The following is a 19,925-nucleotide window of genomic DNA, read 5'->3' as shown; positions in this document are numbered from 1 at the left end:
GCAGTCCCATACGCCCTACCTTGCCACCTAATGGTGAGGCCTTTTCACAACGATAAACCAATGAATCACTTCATCAATCCTTAAACGACCCGGCATAGGCTAACCAACATGGGACAAGCTAGCAGTAAAATTGTAAACTGGCAAATTGATGGCTGCCATTTTTCACGGTTTGACATATCGCCTGATAAGCCCGTTTTATTAGAAAAAATCTTTCATGATGAAATGGTCATTATTGGCTTTTCAGGAGCCGTTTGGAAAAGCCACCAAAATGGTCAAAACTATCTTGAAACGCCCAATTATCTCGTGATGCGCGATGCCGGACAAATATTTTCTTTAGCATCGGCTTTTATCAGCGCGGACGGAGCAACCTGCCGGGAAATTAAAGTTAGTCCGCCCCGCCTTAAAGAATTATGCCAACACTATCAGATAAATAAGTGTTTTTTGGATTTTAAAAATCCCATTATCGATAACTTACCTTTACGCAATCAATTTGCTTATATGCATGGCACGATAGAAACTAGCCATTGCAACCTCGAAAAAACAACTTGCTTGGCCCTATTTTTAAATCAATTTTTTCAGCATGTCACAGCGAGAACATTGAATTGCCCCTATCAACTGGCCCCTTCTAAAGTCAAGGTCGCCATTGAGTATTTGCGGACTTCCTACGGTAAAAATATCTCACTGACAGAACTTTCAGAAATAACAGAAACCAACCCTTTTGTACTGTTGAGAAATTTTCAGAAAAGCTTAGGAGTTACCCCCCATGAATATCTGCAAGCGTATCGGATCATTCAAGCGAGAAAATTCATTTCAATTGGCATTGCCTTAACGGATGTCGCCATGTTATGCGGTTTTTCCGATCAGAGCCACCTGACCCGTGTATTTAAAAGAAAAGTCGGCGTAACGCCAGGCCAATTTGTAATCATTTAATGCCGCTTGGCCAATAAAATTTAATTTACTGAAATATATAGCTATTTAAATAAAGTCAATATTGTTCAATACGCAAGCAAGCCAACCTGCTTTAATGAAGTTCAGTAATTGTTACTGACTTACTAACCGTAATTCACAGGAAAAGACAATGAGCGCAGCAACCGAAAAACTGATTACCCCCGATAATTGTGCATTTTTGTTTATCGACCACCAGCCACAAATGGCTTTTGGCGTGACCAATATCGACCGCCAATTACTCAAAAATAACACGATTGCCATGGCAAAAACGGCTAAGCTGTTCAATATTCCGACTATTTTGACCGCCGTCGAAACCGAATCTTTCAGTGGCTATATCTGGCCGGAATTAATGGATGTGTTGCAACAAGACCCGATTGAGCGCACCAGCATGAATAGCTGGGAAGATGAAGCTTTTGTTGCCGCCGTTAAACAAACCGGACGTAAAAAACTGGTCATCGCCGCGTTATGGACAGAAGCTTGCCTCATCTTCCCCACCATCTGCGCACTTGCCGAAGGCTATGAAGTCATTATGAATACGGATGCTTCCGGCGGCACTTCTGTAGAAGCGCATAACGCCGCGATTAGACGGGGCGAACAACATGGCGCCGAATCCATTACCTCACTGCAAGTCCTTCTGGAACTGCAACGCGATTGGAGCCGGACAGAAACCTATGTCGGCACGACTGATATTGCGCGTGAACATTTTGGCGCTTATGGCATGGGTATCGACTATGCGGCCAGCATGGTGCATGACTATGGCCAACGTGCGAAATACCTTCATAAAGTCAATAAGTAAAGCGCGTCGGGAAGGCAACCTTTCTTTTATGAATGCCACATAAGTACCCATGCTACCTATGTTCCGATTTGTTTAAATCAGACAGGCGTACAAACCTCGGTTTGTACGCCTAAAAATAGCTAGGCACTTATATTGAATGACATAGCCGTAAACCATTGAGGTATCTAGCAGATGAAACTCACAAGCCCAGAAACCATTTTATTTAATGGCAAAATCACCACGCTGGATGCTCAGCAACCGGAAGTCACCGCACTTGCCATAGCCGCAGGAAAAATCATTGCGATAGGATCTGATCTGGATATTCAGGCTTTAGCCACAGAGTTGACCCTCGCAATTGACTTGCAGGGTAAACGTGTTGTTCCCGGCTTAAATGACTCGCATCTGCATTTGATTCGCGGTGGCCTGAATTACAACATGGAACTGCGTTGGGAAGGTGTCGGCAGCGTCGCCGACGCGCTGGCGATGCTGCAATTGCAAGCGGCAAGAACGCCTGCGCCACAATGGGTACGGGTAGTCGGCGGCTGGAGCGAATTCCAGTTTAAAGAAAGGCGAATGCCGACTTTGGCAGAAATCAATGCCGTTTCGCCTGACACCCCGGTGTTTATCTTACATCTTTATGACCGGGCTTTATTGAATGGCGCGGCATTGCGTGCCGCAGGCATCACCAAAGACACGCCTGATCCCGTCGGCGGCAAAATTCAGCGCGATACAAACGGCAATCCCACGGGTATGTTGATTGCCGAACCCAATGCCATGATTTTGTACTCAACACTCGCCAAAGGCCCAAAGTTACCGCTAAGCGACCAAATCAATTCCACCCGCCATTTTATGCGCGAGCTCAATCGCTTAGGCGTAACCAGTTGCATTGATGCGGGCGGTGGTTTCCAGAATTACCCGGAAGACTATCAAGTCATCGAAAAACTGCATGACGATGGCCAAATGACCGTGCGTATCGCTTATAACTTGTTTACCCAAAACATGGGCAATGAATTGGCAGATTTTCAAAAATGGGCCGGTATCGTTAAACCCTATAGCGGCGACGGTTATTTTCGCCAAAATGGTGCGGGTGAGATGCTGGCATTTTCTGCCGCCGATTTCGAGGATTTTTTACAACCCCGCCCCGATATGGCGGCAAGAATGGAAAAAGACTTGGGCGATGTCGTCCGCTTTCTGGTGGAAAACCGTTGGCCATTCCGATTACATGCGACTTATGACGAAACCATAGGGCGGGCACTGGACGTATTCGAGTCAATTAACCAAGACACCCGTTTTGATGATTTGCGTTGGTTTTTCGACCATGCCGAAACCGTCAGCGAAAAAAACATGGCACGCATTAAAAAACTCGGTGGCGGCATTGCCGTACAGCACCGCATGGCTTTTCAAGGCGAATATTTCGTTGACCGCTACGGTAAAAAGGCCGCTGAACAGTCTCCGCCTATCCGTAAAATGTTAGAAATGGGTATTCCGGTTGGCGGCGGTACTGATGCCACCCGTGTTGCCAGCTTTAATCCGTGGGTTTCGTTGTATTGGTTGGTAACAGGCAAAACGGTTGGCGGGTTGTCGCTCTATAGCGAAAACAATTGTCTGGAACGCGAAGAAGCCTTACGGTTATGGACAGCAGGCAGCGCCTACAAATCGAATGAAGAAACGGTAAAAGGCACGCTATCGCCTGGTATGTATGCCGATCTGGTGGTGACTTCCAGTGACTTTATGACCGTCCCCGATGCCGCCATCAAAGCCCTGACCTCGGTGCTGACAATGGTAAACGGTAAGATTGTCTATGCTGCCGATGCGTTTAGTCAGTTTGATGCCCCCCTCCCCCCTATCAGCCCCGATTGGTCACCTGTACACCATTTTGGCGGTTATCAATCGCCGGAAACACATTATGCCCTGCACGCAAATGCCTGCATAGCATCTTCCTGTGCCGTTCATGGTAACCATAAGGGGCATGACGGCAAACTCTCCCGGTGGTTAGGTCTTGATAGCACAGAAAAACAGCCTCAGTTTGAAAACCCATGGGCCATGGGCTGCGGGTGTTTTGCTTATTAAGCATGCTAAATCCTCATACAAAGCCAATGAAACCAGCCCTGCTGCTTCTTGCCTCATTGCTGCTTAGCCCGGCGGGTTCGGCACAAGAATCCGAACCCGCATTTAATAGCAACCGCTGGCAAGAAAACTATCAATATCTCGCCAAGCAACCCCGAAAAAATGTTTATGACAACTTCAAATATCTGCCGTTGTTGTCTGACCGGGATGATGTTTATTTATCATTAGGCGGCAATTTTCGGGAACGCCTGAATAGCTACAACAACGATTTATTTGGCTTGAAACCGCACAATGATGGCCAAGTATTTCTGCATCGCTTTTTAGTCCATGCCGATTTACACGTCTCCGAACAGGTTAGGGCGTTTATCCAGCTAAGCAGTTATTTGTCGGATACTGTCGGCCTTAATAAAGGATCACTGGATAACAACAGCGCGGATTTGCAACAAGGTTTTGTTGACCTGCATTTTCAAACGGTGACTGCCCGTGTCGGCAGACAGGAGTTTGCTTTGGGTTCGTCACGCCTCATCAGCGTACGCGAAGGCCAGAATGTCCGCCGGGCGTTTGATGGCGTACATGTCCGCTTAAAAAATACTTATCTGGACGTGGAAGCGTTTGGTTTTGAAGAGGTTGAAGTAAAGCCGGCAAGTTTCGATGATCAGGGCAATACACAAGAAAAACTGTGGGGGCTGAACAGCAAATGGGCTTTTAAACCGACTAAAGCAGAATTTTACTATATAGGCTTACAACGCCAAGCAGCCAAATATCAAGCTATGATGGCCGATGAAACAAGGCATTCGTTCGGCACCCGGATGTTCGGTAAGCAGTCAGGCTGGGATTGGAATCACGAAGGCATTTATCAAACAGGCCGCTACGGATCGTTGACCATCAATGCCTGGACTCTCGCCTCACTCACAGGTTATACTTTTAACAGCCTAAAATGGCGGCCGCGCCTAGGTTTAAGCGCTAACATCGCTAGCGGCGATGATAATGCCAAAGATAAGCAGCTAAATACCTTTAACCCTTTATATCCCAATCTATCCTATTTTGAGGAAGCGGCTATGCTAGCTCCCCAGAATTTCTTTAACATAATGCCTAATCTCGCCATACAACCGTTAACAAACGTCCGCGTGTCCGTTGATTGGAATTTTTATTGGCGGCTGTCAAAAAATGATGCTGTGTATGTGCGCGGACTTAATCCCCTGCCACAAACTTTAGGCGTTAACGGGCAATTTGTTACCCACGCCTTTTCTGGAAATGTCGATTGGGAAATCAACAAATACGTTTCACTCGGTTTTAGTTACAGCCATTTTTTTGCCGGACAAGTGATTACCGAAGCGGGTGGACATGATACTGATTACCTTAGAAGTCAGGTGAACGTAGCATTCTAAGCAAACGTGTTTTTAATGCCAAAAACCCGAAATATTTGCCAGCGTCAGCAGATGAATCCCCCCTTTCTTAATCAACATAATCAGCCAGCACATACTGCCCGCTAAGCCCAGTCAAACGGGCATCACCCGTGGTATTTTCCAAAGAATCGCTATTGCTTATCACGCAGCCGACCCGCAAATAATTCGGCGTATAGCCAAAAACCCGTTGCCGTTCGGCATCAACAGGTTCGCTGTACGCTTCCCATAACACCGGAAATACTTCACCCAAATTAGCCCGCCAAAAAGCTTGTTTCAGCTCTTCTGCCAAACCATGCAATTGTTGGCTACGCTGTTTTTTGACCTCATTAGCGACCTGATGTGGCAAAGTGGCGGCTTTGGTGCCTTCGCGTTTAGAATAGGTAAAGATGTGGATATGGCCAAAGCCCAATTGCCGGATAAAATCGATGCTGTCTTGCCATTCCTGTTCGGTCTCGCCGGGGAAGCCGACGATAATATCGGTGGTGACATTAAAATGCGGCACTTGGGCGCGTAATTGTCCGACGATCTCGGCAAACTCTGCGGTTTTACAGCGCCGGGCCATACGCCTTAAGACGCTGTCGGAACCGCTTTGCAGCGGCAAATGTAAATGCGGCATCAGGCGCGGATTTTGGAATAGCCCGAAGAACTCCTCATCAAATTCCCAAGGCTCTAACGACCCCAGACGCAAGCGGGGAATAGCAGTTTCGGCCAGTATGGCTTTAAGCAAGGCCACCAAATTAAGCCCTAAATCACTGCCATAGCCGCCTAAATGCACTCCAGTCAGGATCACCTCGGTAATGCCTTGGGCATGGAGGACATTAATTTCCGCCACTACATCACTAATGGTACGGCTGGATTCTTCACCTCTGGCGACGGTGACGATACAAAAAGTGCAGCGGTAACGGCAACCGTCTTGCACTTTAACAAAAGCGCGTTGGCGGCCCCGGGTGAACAGGGAGATTTCTCCGGGTTCGGTCGACATGGCGGGCATAGTTTCCATCGCCAATTCCGTCAAAGCCTTCGTGACCAATTGGTCTTTATCCTTGTTACTGACCACCAGATCAACGCCCATCAAGGCGGCGGCCTCATCAGGATTTAGGGTCGCATAACAGCCGCTGACCACCAGCTTGGCTTGCGGATTGTCGCGGTGGATGCGCCGTATCAGATTGCGTGATTTCCGCGCCGCATCCTGGGTGACGGCACAGGAATTAATCACTACCAAATTGGCGGCTTCGGCTTGGCGGGTGATTTGATGGCCGGATTTTTGGAAGGCCTGCGCCCATGTTTCCAGTTCCGCCTCATTCAGGCGGCAGCCCAGCGTTTTAAGATGTACTAGCATGTGGGGGATATAAAAACGGGTAAAAACGGTGAAGGGATAATGTCCCTAGACAGGACATTATCCCTTCAGGTGTGCTTGCCAAAGCCGTAACATGACGGCCTCTACGCTAAGCTATTCGACGGTAAGGCCTTTTCTCTTATAATCCAAGGCTTGTTCGACGCTGAAGCCTTTTGCCAGCCATTTCTTGGCTTGGCTGGGGTTAAAGCCCTCCCGGCTCCACAGCATAACTTGGTCGGGATCATCAATACCCGCCTGTATCCAAGGTTTAGCGTCTGCGGGATCAAAGCCATTGGTTGCATAGCTGATCGCCATTTCTGGGGACACCCCCATCGCCAACCATTTACTGGCTTCGGTCGGGGTAACCCCACCGCGATGCCATAACGACGCCTGTTTAGGGTCATCAATGCCTGCCTGTATCCAAGGCTTCGCATCGGCTGGCTCAAAGCCGTTGGTTGTATAACCCATCGCCACCGCCGGGCTAACCCCTAAGGATTGCCATAAGCCAACATTTTGGCTGGGCACCATCGCCCACGGGTCGGGCGTAGTCGCGCAACCCACCACAGCCAAATAAGCGACGATAGGGAGAATAAGTTTATAATTCATGGACTAACCTTTTTCAATAAAGAGAACGTAAAAAATAGTGTTTGGGCAGGCCTTGCCAGTCACCAGCTTGGTTTAGCCCAGCTTGCCACAGTGCCAGATGCCGCCTAAACCCTATAAAAAACTGAATTAATTGACAATTTTATTATAAGCGTCAACAATGGCAACAAAATAAGAGACTTTAGACAAGGGAATAGGCCCTCTCAGCACGGCAAATAGCAGCATCAGCTTATTTTATAGATACCTAACGCTTTAGGATGGAGTAATTTATGGCTAAAACCGCATTCCACATTCCGCTTGCCTATCAAAACCGTATGTTTGGCTATTATCTCGGCCAAATCGAACAGCAACGGCGGCTATTGCAACACGTCCGGCAAAGTTTACCCGAAAATCTGGCAAAACATGTTTGCCATTGTCTGGCCAGCAATAACACTCTGCTGGTATATACCGATTCGGCAATTTGGGCATCGCAGTTACGTTTTTACAACCAGACCTTGTTAGCGGCAATGGTCAGTGCCGCCGCCCCCCCTAGCCCAGCCGTACAGAAAGTAAATATTAAAGTGATGACCGAAACCACTGGGGCAACTAGCCAACAAGGCGGCAAAAAGCCACACGTCAACATCCCTTCTGCCGACACCATAGACCTGATGCAAAAACAAAGCGCCAGCATCAGTGACCCTACTTTACAACAAGCCTTACAACGCCTCAACGCCACCTTAAAAAAGCGTGCTGAACGCAGTTAAGGTGGGCTTATAGCCTTTCAGGCTTCAATAACCTGAAAGGCTTCTTAAGGCGAATTACTTAGTCTTCATAATACTGATGCCTTTGAGCAGGTTCAGTGCTTCGGATAAGGCGTAATCTTTCACTTCCAAATCGTCTTTGGCCTTATCATCAGTTGCCGCCGCACCCGCCGCCTTGCCTTTGTTATTTTGCAAATGCCCTGACAAATCCGCTTCTTTAACGGGGGTAAAATCCGACTTGTCGAGCGTTTCCAGCTTAACCCGCGCCAAGGCAATATCAGGTTCAATACCTTCGGCTTGGATGGAGCGTCCAGACGGCGTGAAATAGCGTGCCGTGGTCAGCTTAATCGCCGCACCATTGGTGGTCGGCAAGATAGTTTGCACCGAACCTTTACCAAACGATTTCTCGCCCATAATAATGGCGCGTTTTTGGTCTTGCAAAGCACCTGCGACAATTTCCGAAGCTGAGGCGGAACCGGAGTTAATCAACACCACAATAGGCGCACCGTCAATCAAATCGTCAGGGGCGGCACTAAAGCGCATTTCGGAATTTTCAATACGGCCTTCGGTATAAACGATCAGGCCGCTAGTCAAAAATGCGTCACTGACTTTTACCGCCGCATCCAACACACCACCTGGGTTATTGCGCAAATCCAGCACCAGACCTTTCAGGTTGCCGCCGTTTTCTTTCTTTAACGCCGCCAACGATTCGGTCAGGTTATCGCCCGTGCCTGATTGGAAGCTGCTGATGCGCACATAACCATAGCCTTTTTCCAACAAACGGTTTTTGACGCTTTTCACTTTGATGATGTCACGCGCTATCGAAAACTTCAGCGGCGTTTCTGCACCTTCGCGTACCACCGTCAGTAAAATCTTACTGCCAGGCTCGCCGCGCATGGTTTTGACCGCATCCGCCAAGGACATGCCCTTAACGGGTTTATCATCCAGCTTAACGATCAAATCGCCCGCTTTTAAGCCGGCTTTTTGGGCAGGCGTATCATCAATTGGCGAAACGACTTTGATAAAGCCATTTTCCATCGTGACTTCAATGCCCAAGCCGCCGAACTGTCCGGTCGTGCCTTCTTTCAGCTCTTGGTATTCATCGGCCACCAAATAAGCGGAATGCGGATCAAGGCCGCTTAACATGCCCCGAATGGCATCTTCGAGCAATTTCTTATCGGATACGGGTTCGACATAATCGCGTTTGATACGCCCGAAAATCTCCGTAAACGTCCGTAAATCCTCAAACGGCAAGGTGTCGGATACCGGCTGGTTATCCTTATCGGCTAAGACACTGCCACAGTTACCGACAGCCACACCCAATATCACACCCAACGACAAGATCAATATATTTTTCTTTTTTAGCATGTGTCTTAAAACTCCAAATCCTCTAATTGTCTATTCTCATGAATGAGCGATTATTTGCTGCTAATAGCTTTGACACCATACCAATGGATCAATCGGCATAGCATTTTTGCGTATGCCAAAATACAAACCAGGCTGGCTACGTCCACCACTTTGTCCGACACTGGCGATCACATCACCCGGTTTTACCGTATCGTTAACCTGCTTGTAAAGGCTCTGATTGAAGGCGTACAAGGTCATATAGCCACCGCCGTGGTCGATAATCACCAAGTAACCATAACTGCGCAACCAATCGGCAAACGTGACCTTGCCCGCCGCAACGGCACGGACATCCACACCTTCTTTCGCCTCGATCAACACCCCGCCTTCCACACCGACATGACCGGCGTTACGCACCACCCGACCTTGCACAGGCCAAGACAATTTACCTTTAAAATCGGTAAAGTCACCTAGCGGTTCGGTAAAGTCGGCGCTTGGGGAGGTGCTTTCCCCCGCATCGGCTGCAACAGGGGGGGCATTCTCGGCAAGGGCTGCCTTAATGCCCAATTCTTGAGGTAACGAGGCAATCAAGCCGCGCAACTTTTGCTCGCTTTCGGCCTGATAACGGAGCTGCTCTTCATAAGACGTCGCGGCAATATCCGCCAATAACGTTTTGCGCTGTTGCCTGACCGTATTCAGCGCGGCTTGCTGCGCTTGCTTTTGCCGTAAATCCAACTCCAATTGCTGGGTTTCAGTTTGTTTTTGCTGGTCTAATTGCTCCAAATCAGCGATGGATTTTTCTAATTGGGCAATTTTTGCCATCCGCGCCTTATTGATGTAGCTGTAATATATCATCATTCGGCTGGACAAGGCGGGATCTTGCTGATTGAGCAACAATTTTAATTCTTCCTGCTCACCCATTTCATAAGCGGCTTTGACCTGCCCTGCCAAATCTTTGCGCTCTTTGGCGATAGCCCGTTGGCAGACGGCTATCTCCAGCTCGATTTTCTCTATATTTTGGCGTTTTTGCTCAATCTGCTTATAAAGGGAATGCAGCGCCGCCGCAATCTCCCCATAACGCTTTTCGACATCCGCCAACAATTGTTCCAGATTATCTTGGGGTAACGGCACAGTAGCGGTATTACTCCCCGCCGCCACGTCAGCGTCCGGCAGCATTTCGGCTTCAAGCGCTTGCCCCGATTCCGCTTCGCTAGCTTGCAGGCCATCACCTTCGAGCGCCGCTGCCTGCCGCACACAAACGCAAAGCAGCAGACCTAAGAGCCGTTTGTTTGCCATTCTCCGCTTATGCTGCCTTAAGTAAAGATTGGTCAGCCACTGCCGCCATAATCCGTGGCAAAGCACGGGCAACCGCCTCTACTGCCGCCAGAATCCGTAACGCTAAAGGCTGCGGTCGGTTCAACATAGTTTATTTATCTCCTGACGCTAAAAATCGGTAATTGTGAAAAAATCTCACCCCAGACAAAAACTCTGACATTATCCGTTACCCATAATGTAAAAAAGTAAGGTATCATTTTGTGTATTGACGGATATTGTAATTGATTCAGACGCTGTCGCCAGACAATCACAGGCAACATGATCAAGTAATTGCTATATTAATACACCTTGCGGGCCTTTGGATAATATTAATCCCGTATGAGGCTTGCCAATGACTTCTTTTCTAAACGGAAATCATCTTCCCCGACCTTGAACTAACAGTATGGACACAAATACAGACCCCATTTTATACGATGAAAACGACATCATCAAAGCGGCGCGTTGCCTAAAAGCCATGTCCCACCCTTTACGGCTGAAAATCTTGTGCATTTTGGGGAAAGACTCCATCAGCGTTCAAGATATTGTCGAGCAAGTAGGCACTAGCCAAAGCAACATTTCCCAACATTTGTCGATACTTAGAGAAAAAAACATCTTGGGCTCAAAAAAAGAGGCCAACCGCGTCTATTATTATATCGACGATCCGCGCATGAGCCAGCTTATCGACATGATGCGGGATGTATTTTGCTCCGCTAAGCCCCATTGACCACCTTAACACCTGACCAAGCCAAACCCCATGGACTATAACCGTTACCTAGAATTCGCCCTCAACCACTATATTTTATCGCTAGCCTTAGCGGTAGTGACTTATTTGTTGATCCAAGAGCTGTTCGATACCGCCTTTAAAAAATTCGCCGCCCTGTCACCCTTGCTGGCCGTCGCCAAAATGAACAATGAGCAAGTCGTCATTATTGACGTGCGCGAACCTTTAGAATTTACCGAAAGCCACATCGAAGATGCCAAAAACACGCCCCTAAGCAAATTCGTGGACTACCTGCCCGGCTTAGAAACCTACAAAAAAACCCCGTTGCTGGTCGCCTGCCAAACGGGCACCCGTTCCGCCACCGCCGCAAAAATGCTTACTAAAGCCGGTTTTGAACAAGTGTTTGTCATCACCGGCGGTATGGCAGCGTGGGAAAACGACTACAAATTGCCGGTGAAAATCAGCAAAAATAAGAAGAAAGCTTAATCATCCCCTCCTTTTATCACTCAACCACAACCAACTTGAATTATGGCCGAAGACACTAACAACGTAGAAAAACAATTTTCTATCCAAAAAATTTACACAAAAGACCTGTCTTTTGAAACCCCTAATACCCCTGCCGTCTTCACCGCCAAATGGGAACCCGCTGTTGATTTCAACTTGGCGACCAATGTCAATAACTTAGAACCTAACCTGTTTGAAGTGTCCTTAAAAGTCACCATCACCGTCAAATGCGGCGATGTCACTGCGTATCTGGTCGAAGTCAACCAAGCGGGCATTTTCGCCTTAGGCGGCTTCAACGACCAAGAAATGGGCCCTATGATGGGCAGCTTCTGCCCCAATATCCTGTTCCCTTATGCCAGAGAAGCCATTTCTGATCTGGTCACCCGTGGCGGCTTCCCGCAACTGTTACTGGCTCCCGTCAACTTCGATGCCTTATATGCACAACATGTGCAACAAATGCAACAAGCCCCCGGCACAGGCACATTGAACTAAGCTTAATGGATAACCGCATCGCCATTCTGGGGGCCGGGTCGTGGGGGACCGCCCTCGCTATCCTCGCCGCCAGAAATGGCTGCCAAACCCTACTATGGGGGCATAATGCCGCGCATGTCGCGGCATTAGCCCAAACGCGGCAAAACCACCGCTACCTGCCCAACATCGATTTTCCGGCTCTGCTGACCGTGACTGCCCATCTGCCCGAAGTCGGCAGTTTTGGCAATGTCCTGATGGTCTGCGTGCCTAGCCATGCCTTTAAAGCCACGCTCCTCGCGCTCAAGCCCCATCTGCCTGCCGATGTCAAAATCGCCTGGGCAACCAAAGGCTTTAATGCCGACAACGGCGCCTTATTACATGAAACCGTCGCGGCCATCTTTTCCCCCGACACCCCAGCGGCCATCATTTCCGGCCCATCATTTGCCGCCGAAGTTGCCGCCGACTTGCCCACCGCCATCACCATCGCCTCCTTGCAAACCGATTTTGCCAACCAACTGGCGGAGATTTTCCACAGCGGGCGTTTCCGCACTTACACCAGTTCCGATCTGATCGGCGTGGAAGTCGGTGGCGCAGTCAAAAATGTCTTAGCGATTGCCGCCGGGATTGCTGACGGCCTAGGCTTCGGCGCCAATACCCGCTCAGCCTTAATCACCCGTGGCCTGACCGAAATTATGCGCTTAGGCATCCAACTGGGCGGTAAACCGGAAACCCTGATGGGTTTGGCAGGCTTAGGCGATTTGGTGCTGACCTGCACCGACGACCAATCCCGAAACCGCCGCTTTGGCTTGGCCTTAGGGCGCGGCAAAAATCGCGCGCAAGCCATTGAAGAAATCGGCCAAGAAATCGAAGGCGTTTCTGCCGCCAAACAAACCTATTTGTTGGCGCAAAAATACGGTATCGACATGCCCATCACTGAACAGACCTACAAAGTGCTATACGAAGGCCTTGCGCCACAGGCCGCTGTCGAAAACCTGCTGTCGCGGGAAGTCAAAGCCGAATCGCCGGATTCGCCCACCTGAGCACGGCTAAGGCGGTTTTCTCTTTGGAGCGCGGGCATCTTGCCCGCTCCTTGCGGGCAAGATGCCCGCGCTCCAAGACCAGTGTCCTTTAGTTTGTCTGAATTATTTCCTACCCATTCCTAAGCGAGGCCATTCCATGCAATGCCGGATCGGCTGCGGCGCGTGCTGCATAGCCCCCTCCATTTCCTCCGCCCTGCCCTTACACCCCAACGGCAAACCCGCCGGGGTACGGTGCCTGCATCTGGATGCGGGCAATAAATGCACTATTTTCCTGCACCCCAGTCGCCCGGCTGTCTGTAGCGGTTTTCAACCTACTGAGGATGCCTGCGGCAGTACCGATGCGGAGGCTTTGGCGATATTGGCGGAGTGGGAGCGGTTGACGGGCTAGGATGACGCTAAATCTTTACAATAAATTTTATTTTTTAAACTTTTTAGCAATCTAACGACTCATTATTCCACGTCAAACCTCCCCTTACCATTGCTAATGCACTCAGCCATCCAGCTTACGCCCTCCCAAGCCTTTGATTTTCTGCTCAATGTCGCCGTAACCCGTCCTGTGTTTCTTTGGGGTGCACCCGGTATCGGCAAAAGCGCGTTAATACGCAAGTTTGCCGATACCGTAGGCATGGAATGCGTCTCTTTATTAGGCAGCCAATTGGCACCGGAGGATCTGCTGGGTGTCCCGCAAATCGACGGCAATTGTTCGCGCTTTTTCCCGCCCGCCAACATCGTGCGCCAAGAAGCTTTTGTCCTATTCTTAGATGAGCTCAACGCCTCCAGTCATGAAATCCAAAAAGCCTTCTACTCCTTGATTTTGGACAGGCGAGTGGGGGAATATCATTTACCTGCCGATACCATTGTTATTGGCGCGGGTAACCGCGCCAAAGATGCCGCTATTGTCAAACCCATGCCATCCGCCCTTATCAACCGCCTTGCCCATATCCATTTGCGGGCCGACCATCGGCAATGGTTGGATTGGGCGGTGGCCGAAGGCGGCATCCACGCGTGGGTGCTGGACTACATCCGCTTGCGCCCCGATCATTTATGGAATGAACCCCCCAAACATGAAGAGCCGTTTTCGACACCGCGCAGCTGGCATATACTCTCGGATGCCTTACATTCCTTTGGCGACAACCTAGATGACATCATGTTGGAAGCCTTAGCTTTTGGGCTGCTTAGCCCGGCCCATGCCGGCCATTTTAAGGGCTTTGTCAAACAAATCCGCCAAAAGCACACCCTCCATAGCATTCTCAAAGGCGATGCCCAGTGGCCTGCCGAACCGGCTGACCGCGATGTCTTATATTTTTTGGCACAATCATTTCGGGGCTTACTACGCAAAGAACTTCCTGATGACGAGGCCTCGGTGCGTAGCGAACATAAGCAATTGGCTGTACGCGCCAAAGACAGGTTACGCGAACTGGCACGCATCAGCGTGGAAATAGCCCAATCGGTGTTGGCCGAAGACGACGAAGGCAACCGCCTGCCTGCTTGGTTTTTGGTGGAAGTCGCCCGTGATTTGCCGCGTTTGGCGGCGCGGGACAAATTTAAGCCATGAGCAAAAAACCAGACCCCGCGGATAGTGCAAAAACCGCACGGGAAACCGCTATCGGCACTATCCGCAATTGCCCGGTGCTGATACCGTTGGTGCGGCATCTTTGCATCGGCATCGATATGCGCCACCAATTTGTGGCAGAAACAGGCTGGCTGGCCCTCTCGCCAAACGGCCATATTTACCTACACCCCAAACGCCGTGCCGCACCGGAAGAATGGGCGCGGCTTATCGCCATCGCCGCCGTATGCCTCGGTTTTAGCGTGGTACGGCGGCGCGACCCGCAAGCCATTTGGGAATTGGCCGCACTCTTGGTAGCGAACCGCTTTTGCGATGACCTAAAAATTGGCCGCCTCCCCGAAGCCTTCAATGTGCCTTTACCGACCATCCCCGCAGGCGGCGAAGAAACCTTATTTCGGATCTTATGTGTAGAAAAAACTCATCCGCAAACCCTCAGCTTTCGGGATAATTATTGCGGTGCAGGCCGTATGGTATTTTGCGGGCTTGACGAGAAGCCCGACTACAGATCGCCTAGCCAATTCACTTGGCAAAGCCTGCTAGCCGAAGGTATTGCCCAAGGAGCCGGACAGGCTTTGGAACTCGCCTCAGGTAACGCTAACACCACTACTAATCGGCCTAATCCTAACAGCCCCGCACGAAAAGCCAAGCGCCGCCTGATTGACCACCATCCCTTATTAGGCGCATTAGCGGCAGGCTTTGATGTGGAAGAAAGCATTGCCGAATGCCGCCGTTACGATATTCAAGTCGCGGCGATTGATGTCGGTGCCCGCAAAATCTGGATGAATGCGGCGGTACGCTTAAGCCCTAACGAAGCCTTGTTCGTGTTCGCCCATGAACTCCTTCATGCCGGCCTGAACCATGCGTCACGCCGACGCGGACGTGACGCTTTCCTATGGAATGCCGCTTGCGATTTTGTCATTAACGGCTGGCTCAAGGCGATGAATTTGGGTACGCCGCCGACTATAGGGATGTTATATGATCCAGAATTCAGCAATTGCTCGGCAGAAGAGATTTATGACCGTCTGGCACAAGACATCCGCCGGGCGCGTAAGCTTGCCACCCTACGCGGACTAGGGCAATGTGATTTTTTTGGCGAAACCCAACAGCCAGCGTTTACCGATGCGGAAAGTTATTGCCGCCGAGCCTTGGCACAAGGCTTAGAGCGTTGCCAGAACAGTGGGCGCGGCTTGCTACCCGCTGGATTGGTCGAAGCCATCCGTTCCCTCAACCAACCACCTATCCCTTGGGACGTACAGTTAGCCGACTGGTTCGACCGCCATTTCCCCGCGCCCGAATACCGCCGCAGTTATGCCAGACCATCACGCCGCCAAGCAGCCACGCCCACCATCCCGCGCCCGTCCACTTGCCCGCCCCCTGAAGAACAACGTAAAAGCCGGGTGTTCGGAGTCGTGCTGGACACGTCAGGCTCTATGGAACCGCAACTATTAGGCAAGGCTTTAGGTGCTATCGCCAGTTACGCCATTGCCCGCGAAGTCTTTGCCGTGCGCCTGATTTGTTGTGATGCCGCTGCTTACGACAGCGGCTGGATAGAACCGGAACGCCTATTGGACAGGTTTATGGTCAAAGGGCGCGGCGGCACGGCTTTACAACCGGGTGTGGACGCATTGCGCGACTTGGCCAGCAAAGGCGATTTCCCCCGCCTCGGCCCGGTGCTGATCATTACCGACGGCGGCTGTGAAAACCATTTGGACATCTCTTTTTCACATGCCTACCTGCTACCCGAAGGCAAACGCTTACCTTTCACTGCACGGGGAGACGTTTTTTCGGTTAAATAAGCCGCCAGTAACTAAAGCAAACCCTCAAGCGCCTGCAATAACTGGGTTTCCGTCCACGGCTTAGTCAGATACGCATCAACCCCGGCGTTTTTGGCTTCTTGGCGGTGTTTGTCGGTGGAGCGGGAGGTGATCATCAGCACGGGCAGCGGCGCGGTTTCCGCCTGTTGTTTCAATGCCCGTGTTAAGGCCACGCCGTCCATGCGCGGCATTTCCATATCAGTGATGACCAAATCAGGGGCGTGTTGGCCAATCTGCGCCAAGGCATCCAAGCCATCAATGGCGGTCGCCACGTCATAGCCGCTGTCTTTTAACAGCAGCGCCAAGGATTTACGCGCACTTAACGAATCGTCCACCACTAACACCCTTGGCAGCTTAACCGCCACGGTATGCGCCACATAATCCATAACGCGCTGGTTATAGGCACTTTTATGCTTAAGGGCTTCAGGCAGGTCAATAACAGGCGAAATTTGTCCATCCGCCAACACAGTCACGCCCGGCATGGCCGGATTATGCGGCACATAACTGCCCAAATCCTTAAATACCAGTTCGCGGCTGTCTAGCAATTCCGTCACCATTACCACGACTTTTTCGCCCTGCCCCAAATTGACGCGTAATAAATGAAAATCCGGCAGCTGCCCATAATCGGCACTGGGCAGGCCAATCAGGTTTTCCATGCTGTAAGCCGGGTAGCGTTGGTCTTGATAACTGAACCAGAATCCGTTACCGTCTGCCTGTAATTGCCCGTCGGATGATAACAGGACTTTTTCAATACCGTATTGGATCAGCGATAAGGCATAAGGACCACAACGCGCCACTTGGGCTTTCAATAACAAGGCACTGGCAGGAATAGACAGGGTAAAACGGCAGCCTTGGCCTGGAGTTGAGGCAATCTCCAGCTTACCTTTCAGGCGGATCACTTCCTGATACACCACATCCATACCGATGCCCCGCCCGGATAATTGGCTGACCTCGCTACGCGTAGAAAACCCCGGAATTAAAATCAGGCGGTCTATATCCTGCTCGCTTAAGGACGCGGTGCTGTCGATCAGGCCCTTGGCCTCGGCGATTTGCCGGATGGCGGCACGGTTAATACCGCGCCCGTCATCTTCGCACACCACGGCAATCCTATCGGTTTCTTCAACAAAACTGAGTTGGATCAGGCCATGTTCCGGCTTGCCGACCGCTAACCTTTGGGCAGGGGGTTCCAGACCATGATCGACGGCGTTACGGAGAATGTGCATTAATGGGTCGGCCAGTTGATTAAGTATCTGGCTGTCTATCAGCGTCTGCCCGCCCGTCACCACCAACTCGGCTTGCTTACCCGCAACGCGGCAGGCTTGCCGGAGGGTACGCTGTAAGCGCGGCACCATAGACTCGACCGCCAGTAAGCGGGTAGCGAGGACATTCTCTAAACTGTCTTTATGCAAATGCGCCAAATTAAGCAAAGTATCGGACATTTTCCGCGCATAGCCCTCCACTGTCCGTTCGATTTCACGGCTGTCGGCGGCGGCTTCATAGAGCTTAGAAATGCTGCTGTGCATTTCATTGAGGCGGTTCATTTCCAAGGGGTCAAAGCCATCGTGGACGGCAGTGACTGACGGGTTATTCAGTGTGGTGGCGAGTAACTGCTCCAAGTCAGCCAGTACCCGCTGTAAGGTGCGGTAACGTTCGCCGCCTGTTTTCAGTAGGGCTTTAATTTGCTTAAGCTGTTCGTCCAATTGGGTATCGGAAATTTTCACCTCGCCCGCCACACGGAATAATTGGTCAAGCAAGGCTTTAGGGACGCGGACAAAAGTATCTTCACGGCCAGCCGCTTCCTGCTCGTCAGGCAACGGCTCCGCAGCGGGGCTAGGGTTAGCCGCAACCGGCGTTGCCGCCTCTCCGGTCTGTAACCGATAATGTCCATCGGCTAATTGTTGGAGAACACTGAGGGCTTGCGGAGGGGGCGCACGCCGCGCTAACAGCGCTTCGCCCAGCACCGCCAACATGTCCGCCGCCTCCATCAGCGCCTCAACCAAACCGGCATCGGGGGATTGCGCTTGGGTATGCAAAAATTCCAATATATCTTCTAAACGGTGGGTTAAGTTGGCAATCCCCTTCACCCCCAGCATATTCGCCAAGCCTTTTAGAGTATGCGCGACCCGTTGCGCGGTGCGCAACGCCTCACGGTCTTGGCGGTTAAGAAAAGCCTGTAAATGCTTGGCAAAGTCTTCGGTCAGTTGCGGTAAATCATTAAAGGCCATATCCAACAATTGCGGATCGACATCATCAGGAATAATTAAACTGATGTCATCAGCAGATACCACCTCAGCGACCAATACGGCGGCGGTTTGCAACTTTAATTGGGCGAACAGTTGCCGTAAGAAATGGCTATCGTCGCTACTTAAGCAATACGGCCATTCCGGGTTGGCGAACAATTCGTCCAACGCTTGCTGGACAGATAGGTTTTGGGTATCTTGGCAATAGTGGGTGATAGCGGCCAAGGCGTTGTTTATCAGCATTGGCGTGTCATCGCCCAACAAGTCAGGATCATCCTGATAGCCGTGCAGGTTTTTCATCAGCCCGGTCAAGACAAAATGCCCAGCCCATAAGCGGATACCCGCCGTAGCACGGACAATCGGCTCCACAGCTTCCAGCACTAAACTTAGCCGTTCCGGCAGCGTGGCGGAGCTTTGCCAGCATTCCTGCAATAAGACGCATTGCCCGCCGATCATGGCGATCAGTTGCGGGTCAACGCTGATCGGCCCCTCCGCCAGTAAAACATAGTCCAGGTAGGCAAAACCGCCGTCTTCAGCACTATTGGCAACAGCGGGCACTTCTTCGCTTAGCGCTGAGTCTTCTTCGTCTTGGGCATTATCGTCCACACCTAACAAACGCAGCCTATCCGCCTCCAGCAGTTCCTGAAAATAACCCCTATCTTCATCGCTAAGCGGGCTAGGCCATTGCGGGGCTTGCAGAAAATCTAATACTGCCAGCATGGCTTCAGGTGTGGGTATCTGGAAAAAATCATCCAATTGGCTAATGCCCGCCAACAAAAAAACGGTTTCGGCTTCGCCCAAAGCGTCTTGGTCAGCCAACAATTGCTCTTGCAACTCGATATAAAAACCGAATAAATCCACCAGTCCTAAGCAATTTTCTTCGGCGGCGGCTATCATCAGGTTTTGCCATTGCACCGCCAGCCGTTCCAGCAAGCCGTCTTTATCAGGCCGCGCCTCCAGATAAGCCTGCTCATCAGCCAATGCCACAATAATCTGTTCAACAAATTCGACACACATGGGTGTTCCTAAGGA

Annotated in this window: 17 protein-coding genes; 12 read left to right on the top strand and 5 right to left on the bottom strand. The window is 50.7% G+C overall.

The window, feature by feature from the left end:
- The first annotated feature begins 108 nt into the window (after positions 1-108).
- From AADEFJLK_RS13320 to AADEFJLK_RS13305, 4 genes are all read left to right on the top strand, one after another.
- Positions 109-930 (top strand): helix-turn-helix transcriptional regulator, encoded by an 822-nt coding sequence (locus tag AADEFJLK_RS13320; RefSeq protein WP_103974612.1) that lies wholly within the window; start codon positions 109-111, stop codon positions 928-930.
- Between the two features lie 148 nt (positions 931-1,078).
- Positions 1,079-1,744 carry a hydrolase gene (locus AADEFJLK_RS13315; RefSeq protein ID WP_088617986.1) on the top strand — a complete coding sequence of 222 codons (666 nt, stop codon included), beginning with the start codon at positions 1,079-1,081 and terminating at the stop codon, positions 1,742-1,744.
- A gap of 171 nt (positions 1,745-1,915) precedes the next feature.
- Positions 1,916-3,793, top strand: a complete 1,878-nt coding sequence (locus AADEFJLK_RS13310; RefSeq protein ID WP_103974611.1) for an amidohydrolase — start codon at positions 1,916-1,918, stop codon at positions 3,791-3,793.
- Positions 3,794-3,819: 26 nt separating this feature from the next.
- Complete coding sequence (locus tag AADEFJLK_RS13305) at positions 3,820-5,178, top strand: alginate export family protein (RefSeq protein WP_170065112.1); 1,359 nt, start codon at positions 3,820-3,822, stop codon at positions 5,176-5,178.
- Between the two features lie 67 nt (positions 5,179-5,245).
- On the opposite strand, the gene mtaB is transcribed toward AADEFJLK_RS13305, so the two are convergent.
- Positions 5,246-6,535 carry a tRNA (N(6)-L-threonylcarbamoyladenosine(37)-C(2))-methylthiotransferase MtaB gene (gene mtaB, locus AADEFJLK_RS13300; protein WP_103974609.1) on the bottom strand — a complete coding sequence of 430 codons (1,290 nt, stop codon included), beginning with the start codon at positions 6,533-6,535 and terminating at the stop codon, positions 5,246-5,248.
- Positions 6,536-6,646: 111 nt separating this feature from the next.
- Entirely contained in the window at positions 6,647-7,138 is a 492-nt protein-coding gene (locus AADEFJLK_RS13295) for a hypothetical protein (protein ID WP_103974608.1), read from the bottom strand.
- Between the two features lie 266 nt (positions 7,139-7,404).
- Here AADEFJLK_RS13295 and AADEFJLK_RS13290 point away from each other — a divergent pair, with 266 nt between their 5' ends.
- A complete protein-coding gene (locus tag AADEFJLK_RS13290; protein ID WP_088618641.1) occupies positions 7,405-7,878 on the top strand; it encodes a DciA family protein in 474 nt (157 codons plus the stop codon).
- Positions 7,879-7,932: 54 nt separating this feature from the next.
- Here AADEFJLK_RS13290 and AADEFJLK_RS13285 read toward each other — a convergent pair whose 3' ends face one another.
- Positions 7,933-9,243, bottom strand: coding sequence for a S41 family peptidase (locus tag AADEFJLK_RS13285; RefSeq protein WP_088618642.1), 1,311 nt, complete (start codon positions 9,241-9,243; stop codon positions 7,933-7,935).
- Positions 9,244-9,303: 60 nt separating this feature from the next.
- Positions 9,304-10,515, bottom strand: a complete 1,212-nt coding sequence (locus AADEFJLK_RS13280; protein ID WP_103974607.1) for a murein hydrolase activator EnvC family protein — start codon at positions 10,513-10,515, stop codon at positions 9,304-9,306.
- A 421-nt stretch (positions 10,516-10,936) separates the two neighbouring features.
- Here AADEFJLK_RS13280 and AADEFJLK_RS13275 point away from each other — a divergent pair, with 421 nt between their 5' ends.
- From AADEFJLK_RS13275 to AADEFJLK_RS13245, 7 genes are all read left to right on the top strand, one after another.
- The gene (locus tag AADEFJLK_RS13275) at positions 10,937-11,257 is read left to right on the top strand and encodes an ArsR/SmtB family transcription factor (protein ID WP_088618644.1); all 321 of its coding nucleotides are present in this window, start codon (positions 10,937-10,939) and stop codon (positions 11,255-11,257) included.
- A gap of 30 nt (positions 11,258-11,287) precedes the next feature.
- Positions 11,288-11,740 (top strand): rhodanese-like domain-containing protein, encoded by a 453-nt coding sequence (locus AADEFJLK_RS13270; RefSeq protein WP_088618645.1) that lies wholly within the window; start codon positions 11,288-11,290, stop codon positions 11,738-11,740.
- Between the two features lie 42 nt (positions 11,741-11,782).
- The gene (secB, locus tag AADEFJLK_RS13265; RefSeq protein WP_088618646.1) at positions 11,783-12,250 is read left to right on the top strand and encodes a protein-export chaperone SecB; all 468 of its coding nucleotides are present in this window, start codon (positions 11,783-11,785) and stop codon (positions 12,248-12,250) included.
- 5 nt (positions 12,251-12,255) lie between these two features.
- Complete coding sequence (locus AADEFJLK_RS13260) at positions 12,256-13,269, top strand: NAD(P)H-dependent glycerol-3-phosphate dehydrogenase (RefSeq protein WP_088618647.1); 1,014 nt, start codon at positions 12,256-12,258, stop codon at positions 13,267-13,269.
- 136 nt (positions 13,270-13,405) lie between these two features.
- Positions 13,406-13,657, top strand: a complete 252-nt coding sequence (locus AADEFJLK_RS13255) for a YkgJ family cysteine cluster protein (RefSeq protein ID WP_103974606.1) — start codon at positions 13,406-13,408, stop codon at positions 13,655-13,657.
- A gap of 96 nt (positions 13,658-13,753) precedes the next feature.
- The gene (locus AADEFJLK_RS13250; RefSeq protein WP_103974605.1) at positions 13,754-14,824 is read left to right on the top strand and encodes an AAA family ATPase; all 1,071 of its coding nucleotides are present in this window, start codon (positions 13,754-13,756) and stop codon (positions 14,822-14,824) included.
- Positions 14,821-16,635 (top strand): vWA domain-containing protein, encoded by a 1,815-nt coding sequence (locus AADEFJLK_RS13245; RefSeq protein ID WP_103974604.1) that lies wholly within the window; start codon positions 14,821-14,823, stop codon positions 16,633-16,635. The genes AADEFJLK_RS13250 and AADEFJLK_RS13245 overlap by 4 nt, the downstream gene beginning before the upstream one ends.
- Before the next feature lie 11 nt (positions 16,636-16,646).
- On the opposite strand, the gene AADEFJLK_RS13240 is transcribed toward AADEFJLK_RS13245, so the two are convergent.
- Positions 16,647-19,910, bottom strand: a complete 3,264-nt coding sequence (locus AADEFJLK_RS13240) for a hybrid sensor histidine kinase/response regulator (RefSeq protein WP_103974603.1) — start codon at positions 19,908-19,910, stop codon at positions 16,647-16,649.
- Between the last annotated feature and the right edge of the window lie 15 nt (positions 19,911-19,925).

This window comes from Methylovulum psychrotolerans (assembly GCF_002923755.1).
GTDB classification, from domain to species: domain Bacteria; phylum Pseudomonadota; class Gammaproteobacteria; order Methylococcales; family Methylomonadaceae; genus Methylovulum; species Methylovulum psychrotolerans.
Note: the sequence above shows the minus strand (reverse complement) of the source record. Positions and strands in the feature narration are given on the sequence as shown.

What these genes read in the sequence shown, in the direction of transcription:
- AADEFJLK_RS13320 (WP_103974612.1), top strand. Translation starts at nt 109, where the DNA reads ATGGGACAAGCTAGCAGTAAAATTGTAAACTGGCAAATTGATGGCTGC.
- AADEFJLK_RS13315 (WP_088617986.1), top strand. Translation starts at nt 1,079, where the DNA reads ATGAGCGCAGCAACCGAAAAACTGATTACCCCCGATAATTGTGCATTT.
- AADEFJLK_RS13310 (WP_103974611.1), top strand. Translation starts at nt 1,916, where the DNA reads ATGAAACTCACAAGCCCAGAAACCATTTTATTTAATGGCAAAATCACC.
- AADEFJLK_RS13305 (WP_170065112.1), top strand. Translation starts at nt 3,820, where the DNA reads ATGAAACCAGCCCTGCTGCTTCTTGCCTCATTGCTGCTTAGCCCGGCG.
- mtaB (WP_103974609.1), bottom strand. Translation starts at nt 6,535, where the DNA reads ATGCTAGTACATCTTAAAACGCTGGGCTGCCGCCTGAATGAGGCGGAA.
- AADEFJLK_RS13295 (WP_103974608.1), bottom strand. Translation starts at nt 7,138, where the DNA reads ATGAATTATAAACTTATTCTCCCTATCGTCGCTTATTTGGCTGTGGTG.
- AADEFJLK_RS13290 (WP_088618641.1), top strand. Translation starts at nt 7,405, where the DNA reads ATGGCTAAAACCGCATTCCACATTCCGCTTGCCTATCAAAACCGTATG.
- AADEFJLK_RS13285 (WP_088618642.1), bottom strand. Translation starts at nt 9,243, where the DNA reads ATGCTAAAAAAGAAAAATATATTGATCTTGTCGTTGGGTGTGATATTG.
- AADEFJLK_RS13280 (WP_103974607.1), bottom strand. Translation starts at nt 10,515, where the DNA reads ATGGCAAACAAACGGCTCTTAGGTCTGCTGCTTTGCGTTTGTGTGCGG.
- AADEFJLK_RS13275 (WP_088618644.1), top strand. Translation starts at nt 10,937, where the DNA reads ATGGACACAAATACAGACCCCATTTTATACGATGAAAACGACATCATC.
- AADEFJLK_RS13270 (WP_088618645.1), top strand. Translation starts at nt 11,288, where the DNA reads ATGGACTATAACCGTTACCTAGAATTCGCCCTCAACCACTATATTTTA.
- secB (WP_088618646.1), top strand. Translation starts at nt 11,783, where the DNA reads ATGGCCGAAGACACTAACAACGTAGAAAAACAATTTTCTATCCAAAAA.
- AADEFJLK_RS13260 (WP_088618647.1), top strand. Translation starts at nt 12,256, where the DNA reads ATGGATAACCGCATCGCCATTCTGGGGGCCGGGTCGTGGGGGACCGCC.
- AADEFJLK_RS13255 (WP_103974606.1), top strand. Translation starts at nt 13,406, where the DNA reads ATGCAATGCCGGATCGGCTGCGGCGCGTGCTGCATAGCCCCCTCCATT.
- AADEFJLK_RS13250 (WP_103974605.1), top strand. Translation starts at nt 13,754, where the DNA reads ATGCACTCAGCCATCCAGCTTACGCCCTCCCAAGCCTTTGATTTTCTG.
- AADEFJLK_RS13245 (WP_103974604.1), top strand. Translation starts at nt 14,821, where the DNA reads ATGAGCAAAAAACCAGACCCCGCGGATAGTGCAAAAACCGCACGGGAA.
- AADEFJLK_RS13240 (WP_103974603.1), bottom strand. Translation starts at nt 19,910, where the DNA reads ATGTGTGTCGAATTTGTTGAACAGATTATTGTGGCATTGGCTGATGAG.